Origin of the sequence: Nocardia kruczakiae NBRC 101016 (assembly GCF_001612965.1) — a bacterium.
In the GTDB taxonomy this organism is placed as follows: Bacteria; Actinomycetota; Actinomycetes; order Mycobacteriales; family Mycobacteriaceae; genus Nocardia; species Nocardia kruczakiae.
Window position 1 is genome coordinate 36,336 of the sequence record NZ_BDBL01000010.1, and the last position, 21,485, is coordinate 57,820.

At 63.9% G+C, this 21,485-nt stretch carries 15 protein-coding genes; 9 read left to right on the forward strand and 6 right to left on the reverse strand.

The genetic code is table 11. The features are described from left to right. Positions 1 to 96: 96 nt before the first annotated feature. From NK1_RS09290 to NK1_RS35615, 5 genes are all read right to left on the reverse strand, one after another. Positions 97 to 2,517, reverse strand: coding sequence for an ATP-dependent nuclease (locus NK1_RS09290; RefSeq protein ID WP_063008142.1), 2,421 nt, complete (start codon positions 2,515 to 2,517; stop codon positions 97 to 99). A gap of 95 nt (positions 2,518 to 2,612) precedes the next feature. Then, positions 2,613 to 6,203 carry a BREX-2 system adenine-specific DNA-methyltransferase PglX gene (gene pglX, locus NK1_RS09295; protein ID WP_063008143.1) on the reverse strand — a complete coding sequence of 1,197 codons (3,591 nt, stop codon included), beginning with the start codon at positions 6,201 to 6,203 and terminating at the stop codon, positions 2,613 to 2,615. Continuing rightward, positions 6,200 to 10,675, reverse strand: coding sequence for a BREX system serine/threonine kinase PglW (gene pglW, locus NK1_RS09300; protein ID WP_063008144.1), 4,476 nt, complete (start codon positions 10,673 to 10,675; stop codon positions 6,200 to 6,202). Before pglW ends, pglX begins: the two co-directional genes overlap by 4 nt. Before the next feature lie 389 nt (positions 10,676 to 11,064). Then, complete coding sequence (locus NK1_RS35610; RefSeq protein ID WP_245660408.1) at positions 11,065 to 11,271, reverse strand: calcium-binding protein; 207 nt, start codon at positions 11,269 to 11,271, stop codon at positions 11,065 to 11,067. Positions 11,272 to 11,323: 52 nt separating this feature from the next. Next, positions 11,324 to 11,800 carry a hypothetical protein gene (locus NK1_RS35615; RefSeq protein ID WP_157104173.1) on the reverse strand — a complete coding sequence of 159 codons (477 nt, stop codon included), beginning with the start codon at positions 11,798 to 11,800 and terminating at the stop codon, positions 11,324 to 11,326. 444 nt (positions 11,801 to 12,244) lie between these two features. Here NK1_RS35615 and NK1_RS09315 point away from each other — a divergent pair, with 444 nt between their 5' ends. From NK1_RS09315 to NK1_RS09335, 5 genes are all read left to right on the forward strand, one after another. Further along, positions 12,245 to 13,312, forward strand: a complete 1,068-nt coding sequence (locus NK1_RS09315) for a fatty acid desaturase family protein (RefSeq protein ID WP_063008147.1) — start codon at positions 12,245 to 12,247, stop codon at positions 13,310 to 13,312. Positions 13,313 to 13,782: 470 nt separating this feature from the next. Next, on the forward strand, positions 13,783 to 14,226 hold the full coding sequence (locus tag NK1_RS09320) for a TIGR03618 family F420-dependent PPOX class oxidoreductase (RefSeq protein ID WP_063008148.1): 444 nt from the start codon (positions 13,783 to 13,785) through the stop codon (positions 14,224 to 14,226). 21 nt (positions 14,227 to 14,247) lie between these two features. Beyond that, complete coding sequence (locus tag NK1_RS09325; RefSeq protein ID WP_063008149.1) at positions 14,248 to 15,174, forward strand: haloalkane dehalogenase; 927 nt, start codon at positions 14,248 to 14,250, stop codon at positions 15,172 to 15,174. A 374-nt stretch (positions 15,175 to 15,548) separates the two neighbouring features. Next, positions 15,549 to 15,803 carry a helix-turn-helix transcriptional regulator gene (locus NK1_RS09330; RefSeq protein WP_063008150.1) on the forward strand — a complete coding sequence of 85 codons (255 nt, stop codon included), beginning with the start codon at positions 15,549 to 15,551 and terminating at the stop codon, positions 15,801 to 15,803. Beyond that, a complete protein-coding gene (locus tag NK1_RS09335; RefSeq protein WP_157104174.1) occupies positions 15,767 to 16,264 on the forward strand; it encodes a hypothetical protein in 498 nt (165 codons plus the stop codon). The genes NK1_RS09330 and NK1_RS09335 overlap by 37 nt, the downstream gene beginning before the upstream one ends. A gap of 23 nt (positions 16,265 to 16,287) precedes the next feature. On the opposite strand, the gene NK1_RS09340 is transcribed toward NK1_RS09335, so the two are convergent. Continuing rightward, complete coding sequence (locus NK1_RS09340; protein WP_245660409.1) at positions 16,288 to 17,229, reverse strand: AraC family transcriptional regulator; 942 nt, start codon at positions 17,227 to 17,229, stop codon at positions 16,288 to 16,290. Positions 17,230 to 17,329: 100 nt separating this feature from the next. On the opposite strand from NK1_RS09340, the gene NK1_RS09345 reads away from it, so the two are divergent. From NK1_RS09345 to NK1_RS34355, 4 genes are all read left to right on the forward strand, one after another. Then, positions 17,330 to 18,331: a zinc-dependent alcohol dehydrogenase family protein gene (locus tag NK1_RS09345; protein WP_063008152.1), complete on the forward strand. Its 1,002-nt coding sequence runs from the start codon at positions 17,330 to 17,332 to the stop codon at positions 18,329 to 18,331. Between the two features lie 233 nt (positions 18,332 to 18,564). Continuing rightward, on the forward strand, positions 18,565 to 19,509 hold the full coding sequence (locus NK1_RS09350; RefSeq protein WP_063008153.1) for a hypothetical protein: 945 nt from the start codon (positions 18,565 to 18,567) through the stop codon (positions 19,507 to 19,509). A 109-nt stretch (positions 19,510 to 19,618) separates the two neighbouring features. After that, on the forward strand, positions 19,619 to 19,945 hold the full coding sequence (locus NK1_RS09355) for a putative quinol monooxygenase (RefSeq protein ID WP_084460725.1): 327 nt from the start codon (positions 19,619 to 19,621) through the stop codon (positions 19,943 to 19,945). A gap of 458 nt (positions 19,946 to 20,403) precedes the next feature. After that, positions 20,404 to 21,276, forward strand: a complete 873-nt coding sequence (locus tag NK1_RS34355) for a hypothetical protein (protein WP_157104175.1) — start codon at positions 20,404 to 20,406, stop codon at positions 21,274 to 21,276. The last annotated feature ends 209 nt before the right edge of the window (positions 21,277 to 21,485 follow it).

Genomic DNA, 21,485 nt, shown 5'->3' on the forward strand with positions numbered 1-21,485 from the left:
CGGCGCGCGTTCATCAGCTCCGCTGACGCGAAGCAGTTGCCGACCGTTATCACACCAAGGGCACGGCGCTGGACATCTGCAGCGGCAGGGCCGGGCTTACGATGTTCGAACTAAGTCCGCGTCAGCCACGGCTGAGGGAGCCGCTTCCTGCGCATCCAGTACCGGACGGTAGACGATTTCGGCTAGCGCCTGTTTAAGTGCATCGAACTTCTCAACTGGCGTCATAGGGTCCACGTCCAACTTGAAGTCCACACGAATTCCTCGGATAGTGTCACGAACCTTGTCTGCTTGAACGTTGTTTTCTCGGAGTTGGTCGAGCATGTTGTCCAACAGCTCCTCGACTTGCCGACGAGTCGCGGTCGTAGGGTGATCTCGCTCGAATCGGGTTCGCAAGTCCTTGAGGTTCCGGGTCGTGAGGTCGTTCGCCTTCTTGCGTGTAGCCGAGCGCTGCGCGCGGTCAAGAAGTCGGAAAAGTTCCGTGAAGTTCGCAAGTGTGCGGTCGCGAAGGTCAGAGCTGACCTCCTTCTCTACCACGTGGAGGACGGCGCGGGCTACGCCAACCTTGTCGAGATCCAGAGGGCGGTCCTGATTCGGGCTCGCCGCCCGAGCCATCCGCTCCGCCGCTTTGAAGAGCTTCTCGTCACTCTGAGGAGTGATTATCGTGAGATGCTCGGCTATGTGGTCGGCGTCTGTCTGGCTCAGAACCTCTCGGGCGAAGCGAATGACCGCCAGCCGAAGCACTTCAGCAGGAATCAGATCCTCAATCTCGATCGGTGCGCCGACGTCCGTAGCCAACTTATCGGCGTCAAGGCCACCGACCTGGATGATGAACGCGTCGTCTACGAGACGCTTGCCACGGTAGCCCCGACGAAGCTCAGCGGCCTGACGGTTCCCTTCGTCGTCGGAATCGAGGAGAACGGTCACGGCAGGCTTATCCACATCGCGACCCCGTGCGAGATACACCATGTACGGGATGTGCTCTGCGCCGCCGGCCGGAACCAGGGTCAGCGTGTTGAGGTCGAGCGTCGTGTCCTTGGTTCCAAGTCGTCGCGCAAGCGAGCTGAGGCCAGCGAGGAGTACCTGATCGGCTTGGCCTTCAAGCATCAGGTTGCAGTTGCCAATGAAGGTGGTCTCGGCGACGAATGCGCCGAAAGCTGACCGCAGAGGCTCGTAGTGATTTTTGGCTGCGTTCTCGACGACCCGACTGCCTTCATCGCCCTCTCCTTTCTCCAGAACCCTGATGCGCTCGCCGTGGTTCTTGTCGATGAGGAATGGGGAGTGGGTGACGTAGAGGACCTGAATGGGCGCGGTGTCCGGCTCTTCCGGTGCGGCGAAATCAGCGAAGATGCGAAGTAGGTCCTGCTGACCTTGCATCGAGAGATAAGTGTCTGGCTCGTCCATCAGGAGAATCTCTTGGTTGCCCGCTGGAACGTGCGATCGGTAGCGGACGAAGTACGAGAGGAAGTAGCTCATCCCGCTCGACCTCTCGCCGAACGAGTACTCCTGACCGGTTCGGTCGCGGACGGTGAAGATTAGATCGAAATCTCGGAGCGTTAGGTAGACCGAAAACTCAGCGTCTTGCGACCACCATTTCGGGAAGTTGAGGGCGTCGGCTAGTTGCGCGTTCATCTTACGAACCAGGCCGTTCGCCCAGCCCTCTGCGCCCGAGCCCGCCTCGACGGCCTTCTGGAGCTCAATGAACGACGACTTGTCGATCTGCCCCACATCGAACAGCAGCTTCTCGGCCAACTCAAGCCGCGCGTGCAGGTCATCGTCTGTGACACCGGCGTACGAAGCATAGGTCGTCACGACCTTCTCAGCCGCCTTGGTCAACGCGTCGGTCGTCTCGAAGATCTTGGTGTCATCGAAGAGCGTGCGGAAGAACCGCAGGCGACCTTCGCGTGAGAACGCAGGCTTCTTAGTCTTCGCAGCCGTCAGGTACTCAAGGGGGACACTGCTAGGAAGCGGCACATTTGCGTGAATCTCGAAAAAGGTCGGAAGCGTGATCTTCTTAATTTGGGCGTCTGTGAGGGTCGTGCTGAGCCATACGGGCTTCGCGGCAGCCGAGGCAGCCTGGCGGCCGTAGACCCTTACTCCCTTGTTTAAGCGAAACATCCAGAACGACTCAAGCGGATTGTCTGCGTCTGCACCAAGCAGCCCGCGGAGGACCTCTCGTTCCTCGTCAGTCAGGTCCCCGAACTCACCCCCGAACTCTGGTGCGGCCATCTCCTTGTCGACGGCTAACAGTTCGGAGTAGCGGCAGAAGTCCCGCCGCTCGATACCCGCGCCGGTCAGAAGACACTTCACGGCGGAGATGACCTGGCTCTTGCCGGACTCGTTCGCTCCGACAACGGTGCTGATCTCCCGTTCGAGGGAGAGCTGAACGAACGGGAAGAAGCGGGGATCCTGCTCATTGACGACGTCCCACGGATCGGGTGCCGCCCGGGTGTCACTCTTGCGCAGGTAGTCGTAGTTGAACGACTTGTAGAACCTGATGTACAAGGTCTTGATTCGCACGTGGACTACCGCTCTCTCCTGGAGTGAAACGCAATAACGGACCGGCGTTGGTCTGACTCCGAAGCCGTTCCCGCGCCGTGAGATTCGGACGGCGGCTACCACGTCCTCGGGGTTCGTTTTCGTGTGGTCGGTTGGGGACGCCAGTTGCGTAGGTCGTCGTCGGTTAGTCCGTGTTCGGCCTGTCGTTCTCGGCGGTCGCCGCTCAGGAATTCGGCTGGGGAGATGCCGAAGTTTGGGTCGATGTCGTTGTGCCACTGGTCTAGCCATGGTTGGAGTTCCAGCAGGCCGGCGAGGAATGGGGTGATCTCCTCTGTCGACAGGTTGTGTTCGGCGAGGTGGATTGCGATTGCCATCGCCTGTTGGCGGTGGTCCCAGCCGGCCCAGCCGTAGAGGTCGGGGGTGGCGGCGTTGGTTGAGCCGTAAGAGATGAAGCGTTCCTTCGAGACGTCCAGTTTGCCGCGTGCCTGCCAGAAGGATGTGCGTAGGAAGTCCGCGGAGGTGTACTTGGGAGGGATGGGGATGGACTTGCGGAACTCGTTCTTCTCGTGGCCGTCCGGCATTGCGTCCTCTTGACGCTGCATGTTCCAGACGCGTTCCCAGTCCTGGCGCTTCTTCAGGCCGGAGGGCTTGTAGCGCAGGGCGGAGATGAACGGTACATGTTGGTCGGTGATGAGGTCGGCGACTACCTGTGCCAGGTCAGTGCGGAGGGAGTACAGGGCCGCGACCGAGACGAAATCCTCGTCGGCTGCCAGGAGATCGGTAAGGCGGGCGAGAGTGAGGAGCTGAGGCTGGTCGTTATCGCCGAACCAGAGATTGCGGGACTCCATTCGGTCGAGGAGCCAGGACCGTAGTGCCTTGTCTTGTAGGACATCCCAACCTTCGGTTGCCCATCGCCGTTTGTAGTCCGGCTGCTCGATCATTCCAATCGCTCGTATGGACTCGATTGAATCTAAACGTCGTTGGACGATCTGCTTGTAGGAGTTCGGCCAGTGAGCTGGTATTTCCGTAATCGGAGCGAATCGGTGATTGTGGTGTGTGAACCAACTGGATGTGGCCAGGCCTCGCTCGATTTTTCGAGCGAGCACAATAGCGAATGCACGTTCGGAGGGCGAGATTGGGGGGAGCTCATCCGAGAGGGCTGTTAATGATTCGTCGATGAGTCCGTACATTGCATAAGACTGCCAGTCCAACTCTTCCTGCAGGGCAGCCAGCCTCCCTCGAATGCTCTCCCACTCGTTTCTGGCTGCCCGGAGTGAGTTAGCTGTGGGGATCTCACTGGATACTACGATTGCAGGAGACGTGGCTGCAAGTTCTTGGGAAAGTTGGTCGATCTCCCTCGCTATCCGACTGTCAATGGTGCCCGGGAGCGGGAACTCTTCCAGCTTTGTGCCGGTGAATTCATAGTTCCATGACCACGGTTGATCGGGTATTCCACTAGCTGCGGTTGCATTGCCTTTGCTGTGGCTCACCATCTTGAGCCAGAAGCAGGCGGTGGAACTGTTGAGCAGTCCGAGTAGGCGCAGATGCTCCTCCTCGCTTGCTCCGTCCGGCAACTTGATTACTGGAGCGGACTGCTTAAACACCTTTCCGCCTCGATCCAGTACGAAATGGTTGTGCGTCGAAACGAACGCGAATGGGATCGCTAGCGCGCTACGATGCCGTTCCGGAAAGTACATTCCCAGATCGAACCAGCGTAATCCACGTTGTAAGGGAGTCTGTCCGAAGTATAGGCGGCGACTGAGGTTTGTTCGGTATGGCCAAAAGTAACGCAGCGTTGCTGACTGCAAGGTTCGTTCCTCGCCGCTCCACTCGCGCGTCATGATCACATTTTGTGGTGAATTGATAGCAAAGTCTCGAACTTCGTCACCGTTTACGAGATATACGCAATCTGCATCGACATTAATTCTCTTCGAGAAGTGGGTCGGAAGCAAGAATGCTTCGTCCTCGAGCGTTAGCGCTGTCATTCCGATCGCTGATGACTGTGCGCCAAGGTTGGCAGCGCTACTTTTGTCAAGCTCGTCGACCAGTTCTTGTCCGCCGTCGACTAGTATCCATGGTTGTTTGCTGAAGTATCTATCTCGATCCAGGTTGTCGACGGACACCCACTGGCTTGTGCTGGGTGCAGTTTCGATCTGATCCACGATTGCTCGCCACACCAGTCCGTTCTCGGGGTTCTCCGGTGCCTTGGGTTCGCCCTGTACGCTACGTACAGTGCGGATCGAGGTTGATCGGTCCTTCCCAGAGCGCGGTGTACCGATGAGAATCACTGTCGGGGTGCCATGGCCTGGGATGTAGGCGCCGGAGGTGTCGATTACCTCTGTGAGTTCGACGGTCCGGCCAAAAAACTCCGTGATGAGTTTATTTCCAAACTCGCGCTTCATGAATGAGTTTGCGGTTATCTGTCCGACTCGACCATAGCCGTTTCCGTCGGTCCCGCCCGTGCTCGCCAGCTCGAAGAATCGCTGCGCGAAGGGAACTGACAAGGCGTACTTACCTGAACATGCGTTGTACAGTCTGCGGTAAATCTCATTGAGATTCTTGTCCTTCACCGTGATGTACGGCGGATTTCCTACCACTACGTGATACCGCCCAGGCTCCAAAATCCCCGGATAGTCCTGCACATCCTCGGTGGCGTAAGAGAACTCAGCGAGAGGGTCGCCCTGATCACCTACCAGCGAGAGCTCGAGTTGCCGCGCCTTGATCAGCGAGTCACCGACGGCAAGCTTGATGGGCCACTCGTACCCCGCAGCGGCAGTGAGCGTGCGTACGTTCGCTGCCGCCATCGCCGCCACCAGGAGCCGGAAGCGAGCGATGGCGATCGCGAAGGGGTTGAGATCGACCCCGTGTACGGAATCGAGTGCAGCCCGGACGCGTTCGTGACGGTCCTTGGTGGGCTGTTCTTCGGCCCACAGTTTAGTGAGGCGTCGGAACGCGCCGAGGACGAAGTGCCCCGATCCGCACGTCGGATCGATGAGTTTGATTTCCTCGTAACCGAATTCGCCGATCGCAGGCGTGAGAGTCCGATCGAGAATGAACTCTTCAACAAACTCCGGTGTCTGCAGTAGGGCGTAGTTCTTGCGGATGTCTTCGGACAGGTCTTGGTACAGGTCGCCGAGGAAGCGGGTGTCCCACCCGTTGATGCCTTCGTCGTCGAGCGGATCGGTGAAGTCGTGAATCAGCGCACCTGATTCGTCGCGCTCACGCCAGAATTCGATGAGTTCGCGCGCGCCGTCGTGGGACAGCGGAATTTGGTAAAGGGCGTTGTGTGCCGGATCTAACAGGAGTTTTCCGGCCTGCCCTGCGCCGAGTTCGGCGAAGGCGCGGTGCAGCCAGCCGCGGTAGGTGGGGTCGGGGTCGGATTCGACGTAGGCCTCGTAGCGGGCCTGGGCGAGTTCTCGGCGGTCGTCGGTGGGTCCGGTGAGGTAGGGCTCGGCGATGAGTTCGTTGTCTTCGCAGAAGCGGACGAAGACGGTGCCGAGGATCCACGCGACCGCTACCTGGGTGACTCGTTCCTTGAGCCAGGTGCTTTCGGTGGCGGCGGTGCGCTTGAGTTTGAATGCCGTCGAATATTCGTCGTGGAGGCGGCTTTTCACCTCGTCCAGCACGCGCAGCTGTTGGTGGAGATCGGTTTCGGCCGCGCTGACCTGTTTCTTGAGGTCGGACAGTAGGGCGGCGCGGTCGATCATTGCTGGGCTCCTGATTCGGTTGTGGCGGGGGCGCGGTGCTTGTTGCTGGTCCACGACTGCGGTAGCGGGATCCACTCGTTGAGGGCGGATTGGTAGGGCACAGCGGTGGGGCCCAAATGCGGTGGGCGGGACGGGTCGGCTTGCGGGCACAGCAACCACAAGGTTCCTGCGCCGCGGCGGGATCGTTCGGCGAGGCGGGCCAGGACACCCATGGCGTCGTAGCGGGCGAACAACAGGGTGTCGTGCAACAGCAGCGGTCCGTCGGTGCGGATCGAGGCGCCCAGTTCCTTTTCGACTCGGCCCCACGCGGTGCGGGCGTATTCGGAGAACTTCAGTGCGGCCTTGCTGCCCGATTCGGCGATATCGGCACGCAGGATCGTCGACCAAGTGGGTTTACGGCCCGGTGGTACGAGGTCGTGCATATTCGCCAGGAACAGTGCGGTCACCGAGATGGGGTTCGCGCCGAACCGGTCGCGCAGCTCGCGGATGGCGTCCGGCGTGGAGTGCGGGGGAGCGGTGGGGCAGGTGAGCACACGGAACCCCTCGCGGATCGCTGCACCGGCCAGAAATTCTTCCGCCCGTGCGGCTTTCGCCAGATCGGGATCGTCGGAGTAGGTGTCGGCGAACTGTGAGGTGGTGGCCGTGGACCAGCGCGGGGTGTGGGCGGTGTAGCTGCTGGCGCGGTCGAGATGTTTCGGGATGTAGCGCGGTTCCCGGGTGTCGGCGTTGGTGGCGACGACCAGGTCGAAACCTGCGTCGTTCAGTGCCTTGGTCAATTCCGGGGTCGGCAGTTTGCGGTCGCTGCCGGCGATGACGAGTTCGGGGAAACGGGCAAGAATTCGCTCGAACACGGTCTCCGCGCGCAGTCCCGCCTGCTTCTCGCGGGGCAGGTCGGAGGGGACGTAGAGGCCGGCCTGGGTGAGGCGAATTGCGCGCTCCAGCCGCAGATCACGCGGGTAGATCTCGAGGCGCGGCGTGACCGCGGCCGTGCGGGAGGACGCCGCGGCCAGCTGCACCAGGCGGCGCTCGTCCACGGTGGAGCGGCCGGGCGGTCGTTCGACCGTGACGAGCCGTTCCAGCACCACTGCGGCGGTGGGGACCGATTCGTGCCGGGCCAGTACGTCGGCGGCCTCACCGAGTTTCAGCGCGTAATTGGTGAGCGCCCGCGCACCCGGAGTGTCCGGGTCGGTGTCGTCGCCGACCTCCAACGCCAGGACGACGACGGGATCGAGGCCCTTCTCGCGTTTCTGCGCGACCAGGATCGCAGCCTCGTCGGGGACGAACTGTTCGACCTCGGTGATCACACGCACCGCGGCCAAACCGAGTGCGCGACGGTCGTTTCGATCCAGCAGGCGGGTGCCCAGCCTGGTCACCAGAGCATCGGCGACCTCGGTGGCGGCGGCGACCCGGCCGAACCCCTCGAGCAGTTCCAGCACCTGGGTACGCAGATTCTGGACCGCGGGGTCCTTCTTCCAGAGCTGGCGCTGGGCGCGCAGCAGTTGTGCGACCCGGCCGCCGGTGAGGTCCAGAGTCTGCGCCACCGCGGTCTGAGTGGGCCACATGTCCAGCTCCGGTAGATCGCCGGAACCCGGAATGCGGAGCAGGCGCGCCACCGCGTCGACCTTGCTGGAGTTCGACTCGTCCTTGTTGAGCTCCGGAACGAACCGCGCGGCGAGAGTGTCCAGGCTCAGGGTGCGCATCATCCCGGCGGTCGACTCCGCTCGAGCGGCACTGATTTCCGCTTTCGCTTCCTTGCGGGCCTCCGGTGTGAGCGGTGCCGGCTCCCGTTTGCCGAGCCGCTTGGCCCACTCCTTCACCCGTTCCTGAATTTCGCGCCGGGCGCGCACACCCAGGCCGGGGGCGTTGATCAGGCGGGTGCGGCCGTAGTCCAGCAGTTCACCGACTGTCGTGACGCCCAGACCGTAAAGGAACTGTTCGGATGCGGCGGTCAGACCGGCCTGGGACAGGTGCGTGTCGCGGGTCGCCTGCTCGGCGATCAGCAACCGCTGCTGCTCCGGGGTGGTGTCATCGACATCATCGACCACCGGATGGTCGCTGAGCGGACGCGAGGGCACCGAGCGGGACATGTCGAGGAAGATCTTGCGCCAGGCGTCGCGCATCGGCTTCAGTTCCGGGAACCGTTGCGCCACATCGCGATGCAGGGCCTTGCGGAAGAACGCCACCAGGTCCTCGCGCACCGCCGCATCGAATGCCTCGGCCGCCACCTGCGGGTACTGGAACTCCTTGGCGTCCAGTTGCCGCGGCAGCACACTGCCGTCGCCCCAGCGCGGGAGTTCGCCCGATGCCATCTCGTGCAGTGTGACCGCGAGGGCGTACCGCTCGGCGTGTGCGTCGTAGGACGAACGCAGCAGGGTGCCGATGAACGGGTCCAGATAGCCGTCGGTGCCCGCGTCGGCGTGCTTGGCGGGATAGCCGGCCAGGGAGAAGTCGATGAGGACCAGTTCGCGGGTTCGGTTGGGGCGCACCCGGATCGCGATATTGTCCGGCTTGATGTCGCGGTGCCAGACGCCCTCGCCCTCGAGGAAATCGACGGCGCCGAACAGGTAGTCGCTGTAGGTTTCGAGGCGGCCGAGCTGGAGCCGACCGTTGTCGCGGAGCTCGCGGGCCACCGTCTCCTCGGTGCGCCCGTCCGTATTGTTGTCGAGGCCCTGTTCGTTGCCGACATATTCGAGTACCAGGGCGGTGCGGCCGGCGAGCGTGATCATGCCCGGATCGACGAGGTTGATCACGCCGGAATGGCGGCGGATGCCGCGCAGGACGGCGGCTTCCCTCTCGAGGACCTCCGTGCGCTCCGGCGCCAGCGCGATCTTCAGCACCACATAGGCTTTCGTGCCGCGCTGTTTGTCCTCGGCCTGCAGATCGCGCACCAGTAGCGCGCGGCTCGTGGAACCGGTGCCGAGACGGCGGCGCACCAGCCACCGGCCGCCGAGAACATCGCCCGGAACGGCTTCCAGTGGGTCCTTGTCCGGCTCGGGATCCGGCTCGTCCGGGGTGGTGAGCGCGTCCTCGACGTCTTCGAGCACTTCGAGGAATTCGTCCATCGACGACAGTCGCTTGCTCGGCTGATACGCCGTCGCCGTCGCGATGAGCAGATCGATATCAAGCACCAGGTTGTCGACCAGCGCACTCGGTCGCAGATCCTTGCCGGCCTCGAACTGGGCCAGCAGCTCCGCTTGACTGCCCGCCGGTGGCTTTCCGGTCACCAGCAGATAGGTCAGCATTCCGAGCCCGTAGACATCCATCGCGATCGGATCGGGGGCGACCGCCTGCAACTCGGGAGCCAGGTACACATCGGCGGACGACCCCAGATGTATCGCCGACAACGCGGTGGGGGCATGTCTGGTCATGGTGGCGCCGGTGGCCTGCGAGCGCTGGGTCGCAGTCTGCCAGTCCGAAATCTGGAGTCGCGGATGGCCCCACCGCTGCGCGTCACCGCTGCCCGGCCGCGGAAGGACGTGAATGGATCGTGCGGCCAGCGCTCGATGGAACAGCCGGGCGCCATGCGCGGACCGCAGAGTTTCCGCGAGCTGGCGGACCAGTTCGATGCGATCGGACAGGTCGAGCAGGTGGCCGAAGCGCAGCAGATACTCGTCCAGATGCAGGGTCTCGGGGTGGTACCGGAAGATCAGGGCCGGGCCGGCGGAATGGCCGGACGGGTCGAACAGTTCCAGGCGCACCACACCGGGGTGGGTGAAGCGGCGCAGCACCGATGCTTCCCGGCGTGCGGCATCGTCGACCGAACGGCGCTGTGCTTCATCGGCACCGCGCTCGCGCAAATAGATGCGCACCCGAGCAGGCTCGCGCAGCTCGGTGTGGGTGGCGAGATAGTCCTGCCAGGTCGCGCCCGCATCGAACGGCTTACGTTCCAAACGGTAGGGGCCAACCGTGAATTCGGCGTCGCTGCGCCGGATTCCGATCTGTTCGAGCGCGTTCTTGATCGCCTTCGAGCGCTGCACGTCGATGCGGTGCCGGGCGTCGCGCACCGGGCTCTCGAGTCGGTCGATCAGCTCGCGCACCGTGTGCGTATTGGCGCGATCGCCCTCCGGCAGTTCGAACCGCAGGTTCGGGTTGGTGAGACAGACGGCGTTTCCGACGAAGACCCGCACACCGTGGGATGCGAGCAGCCCGGCGAGTTCCTTGCTCTTCTGATTGGCCAGGTGCAGCGGGCTGCGGTGATATCGGGTTCCGCCGCGCTGGAGTTCCTGTACCCAGTCACCGTTGCGGCTGTGTAGCCGGCCGCTCCAATCCTTCAACTCGATCAGATGCACACCGTTCGGCGCGACAACCAGCAGATCGACCTCGCGAATGTGACCGGTCGAGGCGGTGAAGGTGAAATTCGACCAGGCGAGCCACGGATCGACATCCGGCAACTGCGTCCGGATCGCTTCCAGCCCCCGGCGCTCGTGCTCGAAGCTCGACTCGGTGACCGTCGTCCACCGCCGACTCTCCATACGCGCGCTGTCCTGTTCTTGTCGTCGACCAGCCACCGACCCCACCACGGCGGTAGGTTCGCGACGCCCACGGCTGCCGAATGCCTACCGACCGGACGAAGAGCCGCCGGTCTGTTCTCGCCTGTGGGCGCAACATTAGCGCTTGCACATCGCCGAGAAACGGGACGGCGGTCGTCCGGCCGGTGGGATCGCCGACGCGGGTGATTGCAGTGGTGGATCGCCGGTGAGGGTGAATATGTTTCGGGGTCGCGAGCTCGATGCCGGGGCCTGCGTGGCCAGTCGGTCGAATTTGCTAGGTGTCGGGGCGGACGCGTGGGTGTACCGCTCCGGCATCGATCGCCCGTTCAGTGAGACCGTCGCGCCGCCGGAGATCATGGAGTCTGCCCTGATCAGGAGCAATCTCCCGGTTCGCCCTTCTTCACCACCGACAGGACGGCGTCGCCCTCACCGATCGGGACGCCGGCGGCAGGGGTCTGTGCGACTACAACCCAGTTGCGGTCGAGTACTTGCATTCGGCCGGCTCCGGTCGCGTCCTTGCTTCGTGAGAAGAACACTCCGGCTTGTTGGATGAGGTCCTGTGCGGCCTGCAAATTCATGCACACCACATTCGGCATCGGCACCGTCGCTGCTTGCGTGGCCGCCGGTGCGCTAGAGGATGCCTGGGGTGCTTCTGTCGAAGGTGCTGGCTGTGTCGTCGCCGGCGCTGGGACAGTTGTCGTCGTGTCGGCGATTGTCGCCTGCGTGGTCGACGTTTCCGTAGCTCCGCATGCGGTTGCTGCCCCTATGGCAGCGATAGCGAGGTATGTCGCGATTCTCTTCAATGCATGGTCCTTCCGGCGCGAAGTGTGTCTCGAGTCGCCAAAATGTCGGTGAGTGCTGGGCGGCTTTGGCGAGTTCGGTCGCAGAACTGTCGGCCAGCGTCTGCAGGTGCTTGTAGTTGTCCTCGAGGTTTTGCCGGATATGCTCGACGATCCCCTTGACCTCGACGAATATGCCGGTGTGGGCGTCCGGGAGGTTGAACCACCTCGTCACGTGGGTGCCTGCGGCGCCGGCCTGACCCGCGAGATCACGCAGTGCGGCGCTGAACGTGTCCACATCGTCGGGTACGACTTGGAAGTCGGTCATCGCGCTCCTTGCGTGACGGGCTGAACACTTCTGATCTGTTGGACGGATGGCGACTGCCCGTCGGTTCCGGTGATCGACCTGCGGTTGAGAACGTGACTGGCGGCCGTCCCTGGTCGGATACCTCGTCGAAAGGTATGCCTCCGGTGTGCGGACGCGCCTGGCTTCAACTTGATCCGACGCCGGGCGCAACACGAAAGCTGTTGTGCGTCCGCAAAGAGTGACATCTGTGCCGAGGACCCTCGGCCGCGACGGAGCCCTGTAGCACACCGCAGCCTAATTCCGTGTCATACCAAGGGTTGAGAAGGAACGAGAATTCGGCCGATAGCTTTGGGGTACCGACATCGCCACCCCGCCCTACGCAATCCCGCTGTGTGTTCGATCGACATCGATCGGTCGGTATCGACAGCGGGCGTGGCCTCTCCGACCGAGCTCCCAGGAAGAAACATGACGACACCGACTTTGGTTTCCAAGTCATCCCCCCGCCCACGCTCGCGGCGCAGCGGCGCCGACGGTGATTACGCCCGTCTGCTGCGCCGTATCTCCGACGCGGGCTTGATGGACCGCCGCCCCGGCTACTACGCCATCCGGCTCAGTCTCGTCGGGATCGCGTTCGTTGTCGGCTGGGTGGCGTTCGTTCTGGTCGGCGACTCGTGGTGGACGCTCACGGTCGCGGCGTTCATGGCCGTGGTATTCGCTCAGGTCGCGCTCGTTATGCACGATGTCGCGCACCGCCAGGTCTTTCGGCTTCGGCGTCCGACGGAGATCATGGGGCGGATCGTCGGGAATGCCGGTATCGGGCTGGGGTATGGGTGGTGGCAGGACAAGCACACGCGGCATCACGCCAATCCGAATCATGAGGAGCTGGATCCGGATGTCGTGCCAGACATTTTGGTTTGGTCGCAGCGGCAGGCGCGGGCCAGTCGTGGGTTGCCTCGGCTGATCGGGCGGGCGCAGGCGTTTCTGTTCTTCCCGCTGCTGATGCTGGAGGGGTTGAATCTGCATGTGGCCGGGGTGCGTGCGCTTCGGAGCCGGGCGGTCAAGCATCGAGTGGTGGAGGGGGCGTTGCTCTTCGGCCACTTCGCTGTCTATCTGGGCATGCTGTTCGCAATTCTGCCCGCCGACAAGGCTTTTGCGTTTTTCGTTGTGCACCAAGCGCTGTTCGGGCTCTACATGGGGTGCATCTTCGCGCCGAACCACAAGGGGATGCCGACCTTCACCGGGGACGACCGGCCCGACTACTTGCGCCGTCAGGTGCTGACCTCGCGCAACGTGCGTGGTGGTGCGTTGACCGATATCGCCCTCGGCGGGCTGAACTATCAGATCGAGCATCACTTGTTCCCCAGCATGCCTACTCCGAATCTGCGGCATGCCCAGGTCATCGTTCGCGATTACTGTGCCGAAATCGGCGTGCCGTATCACGAGACCGGGCTGGTCTCCTCGTACCGCGAGGCGCTGAGGCACCTGCATGACGTCGGTGTGCCGTTGCGCGCCGGAGGTCGACAGGCAGGATGAACCAATCGACGGGCCTACAGCGGGACGCTGGGCCGCTTCGATTCGAACGCCCATCTCTTCGCGCTACGCGCTCGCGTCACCGCGTGACGCACCCGCAGCATCGCCGGCCGGCACCGCCTCACGCGCCCGTGCCACCGCCACACGCGGCGGTACCGCGCCCCGCGCCCCGCGTCACGGCGCTACGTCAGCGGAGCCGTGCTGCCCACGGAGAAGTGGTCATGTTCGCGATCCGCGGCATCGAGCAGCGAGGGATTGGGGTGTACTGATCGTGCAAACCTCGTCGAATTTTGCAGTTTTCTCGCATCCTCGTCGAGGTTTGCACGGAAAATTCACCCACCCGCGATCCTGCAGCCCGCCAAGCCGGGCATTTCGAGGCACAAACCCGTCATCTGCGTGACGACGGTCGCCCAATCCCGCCAAGCGCACAATGGGCCGTGCGAGGATCGGAGCATCCAACCACGGGAGATGTGATGACCACATTGGAACAGGCGGTGGAACTCGGTCGGGCCGAGAAGGGGCTTGCCGTCGTCTCCACCCTCAGGTCCGATCAGACCATCCAGTCGACGCTGGTCAATGTCGGACTGTTGGCTCATCCTTCGACGGGTGCGCCGGTTCTGGGGTTTGTTACCTACGGCAAGGTGAAACTCGCGAATCTCCGCGCTCGCCCGCAGGTGAGCGCCACGTTCCGGCAGGGATGGGCGTGGGCGACGGTGGAGGGGCGGGCTCGGATCGTCGGGCCCGACGATCCGCAGCCGTGGATCGACGCCGAGGGGTTGCGCCGGCTTCTTCGCGTCGTGTTCACGGCGGCCGGCGGTGAACACGACGACTGGGACGAGTACGACCGCGTGATGGCGGCGGAGCGGCGCGCAGCGGTCTTGGTCGACCCGACTCGGGTGTACAGCAACGGCAGCTAGCGTCGACGAAGGGATTGGGCCATGCGGATATTGAGGACGCCCGACGAACGCTTCGAGAACCTGCCCGGCTTCCCGTTCGAACCGCATCACGTCGAGGTGCCGGCGGGCGACGGGACGACGCTGCGGGTGCACTACCTGGACGAAGGGCCGCCCGAGGGTGAGGTCGTGCTGCTGTTGCACGGTGAACCGTCGTGGTCGTATCTGTATCGGCGGATGATCCCGGTCCTGGTCTCGGCGGGGCTGCGGGCGGTCGCGATCGATCTCGTCGGATTCGGCCGCAGTGACAAGCCGGCGGACCGCGCCGACTACACCTATCAGGCGCATGTCGACTGGACCTGGGCGGCAGTCGAAGCCATCGGCCTCGACCGGATCACGCTCGTATGCCAGGACTGGGGCGGATTGATCGGGCTGCGCCTGGTCGGTGAACATCCCGAGCGGTTCGCACGCGTGGTCGCGGCGAATACATTCTTGCCGACCGGTGACCGCCATCCTGGCGACGCGTTCCTCGCCTGGCAGCGCTTCAGCCAGGACACCCCCGACTTCCGAGCCGGGAAGATCGTCAACGGTGCCTGCCGGACCGAGCTCTCGCCCGAGGTGATCGCCGCCTACGACGCCCCCTTCCCCGACGACACCTACAAGCAGGGCGCCCGTCAGTTCCCGCTCCTGGTTCCGACCAGTCCGGACGATCCTGCCGCCCCCGCGAACCGGGCCGCGTGGGAAGTTCTGGAGACATTCGAGCAGCCGTTCCTGTGCGCATTCTCGGACTCGGATCCGATCACGCGCGGCGGCGACAAGGTGCTGTCGTCGAAAATCCCTGGCGCCGCAGCGCATTCACCGGTGACCATCACCTCGGCCGGGCATTTCCTCCAGGAGGACAAGGGCGAAGAACTCGCTGCGGTCGTCGTCGACTTCGTTCGTGCGACGCCGCTGGACACATCGCTCGCTTGAGGCGGCAGCCTGCCCGCGGCTGGCCACAGCCACGGGCCCGCGCGACGCCGCCCTAGGGGCCCTGTCCGCCGTCGGATCGGCGGCGTGGACAACTCGCCCGCGCGGCCACTGACCCCTGCATCACCTCGCCGAGACCGGTCTGAGGCGTGCCGACGCCGGAGCCGTGCGATGGACGCTGGCTGCCGACGAAAAGCGTTGGCCGACACAACCATCGACGTTGACGCCAGAGGGTGTGGCGTCCAGCGCTCGTGGAAACGCGCCACCAAATCCGGACGGTGTCGAACCGACCTCGCGGTTGTGCGCCCTGCGAACGGTCCGCGGCGAAAAGACAAGTTTCCTTGACATTGGATGTCAAACATCCTTAACATTTCTTCGTGGTTGGCGATCAGCGGGAGCATCCGGTGCGTACGCGGCGGCGGGAGTGCCGGATGACCCAGGCGCAGTTGGCGACAACGGTCGGCGTCAGCCGGCAGACCGTGATCTCGATCGAACAGGGCGACTACGCGCCGAGTGTCTATCTCGCACTGCGGATTGCCCGGGCGCTGGGAACGACGGTGGAAGACATTTTCTGGACCGACGATCTGGAGGGGACATGGCCAAAACCACTGCATTCGAAGACATCTTCCTAGCACCCGATGAACCGGCGTGGGGGGACGAGCGTGCTCGCGAGGAGTTCTATCGGGGCTCGACCATGGCGCTGTGCGCAACGATCTACGGCTGCTATGCGATCGCGATCGTCGCCGCGGCGATGGATGCCGAGGTGGTATCACTGCTGATCTTCGTGCTCCCCAGCCTCACCTCGCTTCTGCTGCTTCGTTATTGCGCGCGGCGTGGCATCGATATGCAGACCCTGCTGAAAGGCTTTCCGCCGCACCGCAAACGGATCGCCTATGCCACGACCTATCCGTTGATCGCCACATGGCTGATCGTTTTCCTGTGGCGCACCTTGCCATCGGATTCGTTGCCGCAGAGTCTGTTGGGCGCGGTGGTCGGTGGTGCGATCGGAGCGGGTGTCGCCGCAATCATCGGCAAATTCGTTCGGCGCCGCTCCACAGCACAGCAGCTACCCGAGGACGACAGCTTCGACTAGCGATCCGTCCGGAGTTGCGGCCGTCAGCGTGACAGACCAAGTGCAGCAGCGCGATAACGACCCGGAGGAGTGTTGTATTCGCGCTTGAATGCCTTGGCGAAGGCGAATTCGGAGGTGTAGCCGACTCGTTGGGCCACCGTGTGCAACGGGGTGTCGTCGGAGCGGAGCAATCGGCCGGCGAGGGTCATGCGCCACCAGGTCAAGTAAGCGAGTGGTGACCGGCCGACCGTGGCGGTGAAGCGGCGGGAGAAGGCGGCGCGCGACAGACCGCCGAGGGCGCCGAGTTCCTCTACGCTCCAAGGCTTTTCGGGGCTGGTGTGGATGGCGCGCAGCGCGGTGGCGACGGGGCGATCGGCCAAGGCTGCGGCCCAGCCGTTACGAGGGGTGCCGTCGTCCTCGGTGTCCAACCACCAGGCGCGCAGGATGTAGAGCAGCAATGTGTCGAGCAGGGACGTCACGATGGCGTCCGAACCGGGCTGGGACTCCTCGAGTTCGGTGCCGAGCAATTCCACCGCCGCGCGCAGGGAGCGGTGCGTGCCGACTCGGGGGCGTAGATGGACCACGTCGGGCAGATCGGTGAGCAGCGGATGGGCGCGTCGGCGGTCGAGTTGATATGCGCCGCACAGTAATAGCGTGACAGGCGCGCCCGGTGTGTGCGGGTCGGGCGCGGGAGGGGGCCACGATCCGTCGGGCAGCGGATTCACCGTTCGCAGCGGCGCGGTCGGGTCACTGGCCAGTGCGTGGCCGCGGCCGTGCGGCAGGAAGACGATATCGCCGGGACCGAGCGGAGTGGGGTCGCGGTTATCGAGGATCAGCCATGCCGAACCTTGCAGGACGACATGGAATCCCGTGCCGTCCGATGCGGGGAAACGCATTCCCCACGGGGCGGACTTGTGCTGGCGCGAGGAGTGTGGACGCCCGGTTCGCATCGTCGTGACGGCATCGCTGAGTACGTCCAAGCCCATATCCGCATGGTAGCCGTAATCCTCACACCGAGACGAACGGACATTTCCGCGAGACTTTCACGCATAGATCATCTCTGTACTGGTGAATAGCGTCAGTGCCATGACAACCGACGCGATTACCGCACGCACCGTCGTCTTCCACGAACTCGGTGACCCCGAGGTATTGACCATCGAAAATCTCGACCTACCGGCGCCCGGACCGAAGGAGGTGCTCATTCGCATCGAAGCGCTCGGACTCAACCGGGCGGAGGCATTGTTCCGGGCCGGCGCCTACTACTACCTGCCGACGCTTCCGGGATCCCGGCTCGGCTACGAATCCTCCGGAGTGATCGAGGCGGTCGGCGCCGACGTCACCGAATACGCTGTGGGAGACAAGGTCTCGACGGGCCCGAATATCGAGATGAGCTCGGCCGGGGTCTATGCCGAGCGGGTGGTGCTGCCGGTGGAGTCGGTGGTCCCGCGTCCGGAGGGACTCGACGCGGTCACCGGCGCGGCCACCTGGCTGACCTACTCCACCGCATACGGCGGCATGATCGAAACCGGGGGCCTGCGTCCGGGCGACCACGTTCTGATCACCGCGGCGTCGAGTGGCGTCGGTATCGCGGCACTGCAGACGGCTGCCCGCATCGGCGCCATCCCCATCGCGGTCACCCGGACGGGCGAGAAGAGCCGATACCTGCTCGACAACGGAGCAGCGCACGTCATCGCCTCGGCCGATACCGATGTCGTGGCCGAGACCCGCCGCATCACCGGCGGCGTCGGCGCGCAGGTGATCTTCGACGCCGTCGGCGGGCCCGGCCTGGCCGAATTGAGCACGGCCGCAGCGCATAACGGTACGGTCGTCGTCTACGGCTGGCTCGATCAGCGCCCGATGGCCATGCCCATGAACTGGCCGCTGCGAATCCTCGGCTACGCCAACATGGAACTGTCGGTCACCGCCGACGGCCGCCGCCGTATCAACCACTGGATCGCCTCCGGCATCCGCGACGGTGTGTTCCGCCCCCACGTCGGCGCGGTTTTCGACGGCCTCGACAGCATCCGCGACGCGCACCGCCTGATGGAGTCCAGCACCCACACCGGCAAGATCGTCGTCAAGCTCTGAGAGCCGTTCTTTTCGCCCGCCGCCGGATTTCCCGGCGACCGTCACCAGGTTGCCCGGAAGCACCTCGGCCTCCGTAAAACTGGTGCGGTGTGCGATATCTGCCCGCAGCCCTTCGAATTGCGGGCTGGACGCCGCGCCGAAATTGGGTGATCGTCGTAGGGGTGGGCGGAGGGAACACTGCACGAGAGCAACGCCGGTTCGGCCTTCGCGCATGGTGGTTGGGCGGTGCTCTCGTGCTCGTCGCGGCGGTGGTCTTCCGCGGCTGGTGGTGGGAGCTGTGCGTGCGGTGGTCGCGCGGTCCGCTGCCCGAAGCGAATCTTCTGCTCGGACATTCGGTTCTTTTCTGGGGTCGTCTCGGGAAAAGTCTTCAGTTCGTAGCCGGCCTGCCGGTGATATTCGATCTGATCGGCGCTGCCGCGTTGAACGAATTCGGTAGACGGCAGGCGAAGCGTTTGAGTAGAGCGAAAGACAGGATCACGGCCACCCGCGACGCGGCACGGTTACTCGAACGCCTGCGCACACTGGAGCGTCGCGTGAAGTCGGACCTTACGGCCGGGCTACGAGGACGCGACACCCCGGAGTACGAGTCGCTGCTGGCTTCGCTGGTCGGGGCGTTCGACGGCGAGCTCATGTGTGCATCGTGCAAACCTGCCATGCCCCCGGTCTCGGAGGTCGACGGCATCGTGGTCGTCGGGCCGGATCCGGTTGTATACAAATGGGAATGTCAGCATGGCCGTGAGGTTTTCGAGAGCCGGGTCGAAGCGGCTTTCGTCGACACGTTGGCCGGAAGCGAGAAAACAGCGTGGCGCAATGCCGAATACGTCGACCGGCGGGTGGAGCGAATCGGCTCGGTCCTGCTGGCGGTCCTCCTCCCCGTGGCGTCGACGTATCTCGTCGCACAGTGGACGGTGGGGTCGCACCCGCCGGGGCTCATGATGGCGATCGCGGTCGGGCTGGTGATACTCGCACCGTTGGCGTACCTGACGACGCAACCCGATAAACGTCACCGTGCCGGGGCTGTTCTGGCTTGGCTCTGGGCGGTCGTGTGCTGGCTCCCGGTCCCGATAACTCGTTCGATCGTCTGGGTCATGCACCGCGAACGTCCGGCGCATCCTCTTCGCTGGATTGCCGTGGGGCTGTTCATCTTCGGCTCCCTACTCGACCTGCTGGCCAGTTAGGTCGAAGGCTTACAGCGGCCGGTCCTCCATCCGGCGCGAGCATGATGTCGCCGAGATGGCGTCGAGGAGTAGCCTCCACGCAGGGTGGGCAGGCGAAAGGTGAAGTTGTATGTCCGGCGGGACTATGTTCAGCGTCTACGGGCGAATGACCGCTCTGCCCGGGCGGCGCGACGAGCTGATCGCGGTGCTGCTGGCCGGATTTCGCGCCGGCGGCGACGACAGCGGCCTGCTCCACTACAGCATCAACACCGCGTTCGACGACCCGGACACGATCTGGCTGACCCAGCTGTGGCACGACAAGGACGCGCACGACGTAACCACTCGTTCCGAGCCGGTCGCGGCGGTCTCTCGCCAGGTTCCGCCGCTCCTTGCTCGGCAGCCCGACGGGGCCTACGGCAACACCGTCCATGTCGGCGGTCGAATCACCGAGGGGTGATTCGGCGCCTGGGAGGCTATGCAGCTCCGAATCACGGGCCGCGAGAGCGTAAGTCGCCGCCTACGTCGCCATCGCTCGAGCGGTTTCGCAGCTCAACCGGCCATCCTGCGTCATGCCCCAAGCCGGCGCATACCACGATTGGCAAGGCGGCATTCGGCCTCGGCGCGGTCGTGTCCCAACGGTGCTGGGTATTTCCGTGTGTTCTTGCCGGTGGCGATTCTCGGAGATGGTGCGAACAGCTGCCTGTGAGAGTGGCGTCTCAGTTCGACCAGGTCCGAGACGGTGTGCGGCGAAGGGGGGCGCGCTGGGGCGTCCTCCTGCACGGAGCGCTTCCCGGTGACAACTTACGGGAATCGCCCACCGGTCCGATCTCGATTGCCCCACAGAGTCGGTCTATGTAGGGAATAATCGGCGAAGTCGTTGCGTGACAAGGCATGTGAATGACGGGGGTGGTGCTGGTGAACGACTATCTGTCTTTGCTCCCATCGACTCTGCAGTGGATTTCCAGGCAACTGGACTCGGTGTCGCCGATCCCGTGGCCCCTGTGGATCGGCGGGTTGTTTCCGGTCTACGTGGCCGTCGTATCGGTGTTGCTCTGGTTCCTGCGCGGGTCGGTGTGGCCGGTTCAATGCGCGTATCCGCGGACAAGTAAGGGGCGACCGTGCCGCAATTGGGTGCCGGGCGAGTGGATGCGCTGTCGTCACCACAATCGCCGCGTCAGATATCGGTATGGGCACGAGGTGGTGAAACTGCAACGTTGGCAGACGCTGACCAGGGGAAACAAGATCGTGGACCGGCCGGAGGTCGGCGTGGGAGCGCTGAGGCTGCGCCCTGCGAACGCAACGCTACTCTACGAGAGAGGTTACGCCAGACCGCCTTTGGCGGTGGTTCGGTTGCTGCCTGACAAGCTACGGGCGGGGCTGCGACGGCTCGGTGAGGCACGGTGGAGAACCCCGTCGCCGCCTGATGAAGCTGTGCAGACCGAACACCAACCCTACGAGTCGATCGCCACCGAACGGCGGACCGATATCGCGACAGGGCTGACCCAGGTTGTCCGCGCGACCCAATTCGCGACGGTCGCCTTCTGTGTCGCCGTCGTTTTCACCATTGTCGCGACGTTGCTCCGTGACACCACTCAGACTGTCCTGCAATATGTGGCAACGCTGGGCTTCGTACTGGCTTGGGCTGCGACGAGTGCGGGAGTTTACGGGCGCAGCGAAACCTGGCTCAAAGGCGCATGCCTGAAATCTCTGAAGTGGTGGGCGGGCATTTTCGTGCCGGTGGGTTTGCTCAATCTCGCCTTCACGGTCATGAACAAATCACCTGTATAACGCCGGTACCCCGGGGCGGGCGGCCCCGTCCGACGCGAGGTGCTGTGCCGGCGGATCGTCGGTGGACCGATTATCGAAGCGACGTCCGGCCGCCAGGCGGGCACGCATCCCGGCCAGACCGGTCGAACGCCAGGAATCAGAGCGTCGACGATAAACCCGTGCGCGCAGAGCTGGGACGGAGGTGGCGGGGACATCGTGTCGCAAGCATT

Excerpts from the sequence above, each read along its gene's own strand:
- pglX (WP_063008143.1), bottom strand. The coding sequence starts at position 6,203 with ATGATCGACCGCGCCGCCCTACTGTCCGACCTCAAGAAACAGGTCAGC.
- pglW (WP_063008144.1), bottom strand. The coding sequence starts at position 10,675 with ATGGAGAGTCGGCGGTGGACGACGGTCACCGAGTCGAGCTTCGAGCAC.
- NK1_RS35610 (WP_245660408.1), bottom strand. The coding sequence starts at position 11,271 with ATGAATTTGCAGGCCGCACAGGACCTCATCCAACAAGCCGGAGTGTTC.
- NK1_RS35615 (WP_157104173.1), bottom strand. The coding sequence starts at position 11,800 with ATGACCGACTTCCAAGTCGTACCCGACGATGTGGACACGTTCAGCGCC.
- NK1_RS09315 (WP_063008147.1), top strand. The coding sequence starts at position 12,245 with ATGACGACACCGACTTTGGTTTCCAAGTCATCCCCCCGCCCACGCTCG.
- NK1_RS09320 (WP_063008148.1), top strand. The coding sequence starts at position 13,783 with ATGACCACATTGGAACAGGCGGTGGAACTCGGTCGGGCCGAGAAGGGG.
- NK1_RS09325 (WP_063008149.1), top strand. The coding sequence starts at position 14,248 with ATGCGGATATTGAGGACGCCCGACGAACGCTTCGAGAACCTGCCCGGC.
- NK1_RS09335 (WP_157104174.1), top strand. The coding sequence starts at position 15,767 with ATGGCCAAAACCACTGCATTCGAAGACATCTTCCTAGCACCCGATGAA.
- NK1_RS09340 (WP_245660409.1), bottom strand. The coding sequence starts at position 17,229 with ATGGGCTTGGACGTACTCAGCGATGCCGTCACGACGATGCGAACCGGG.
- NK1_RS09345 (WP_063008152.1), top strand. The coding sequence starts at position 17,330 with ATGACAACCGACGCGATTACCGCACGCACCGTCGTCTTCCACGAACTC.
- NK1_RS09355 (WP_084460725.1), top strand. The coding sequence starts at position 19,619 with ATGTCCGGCGGGACTATGTTCAGCGTCTACGGGCGAATGACCGCTCTG.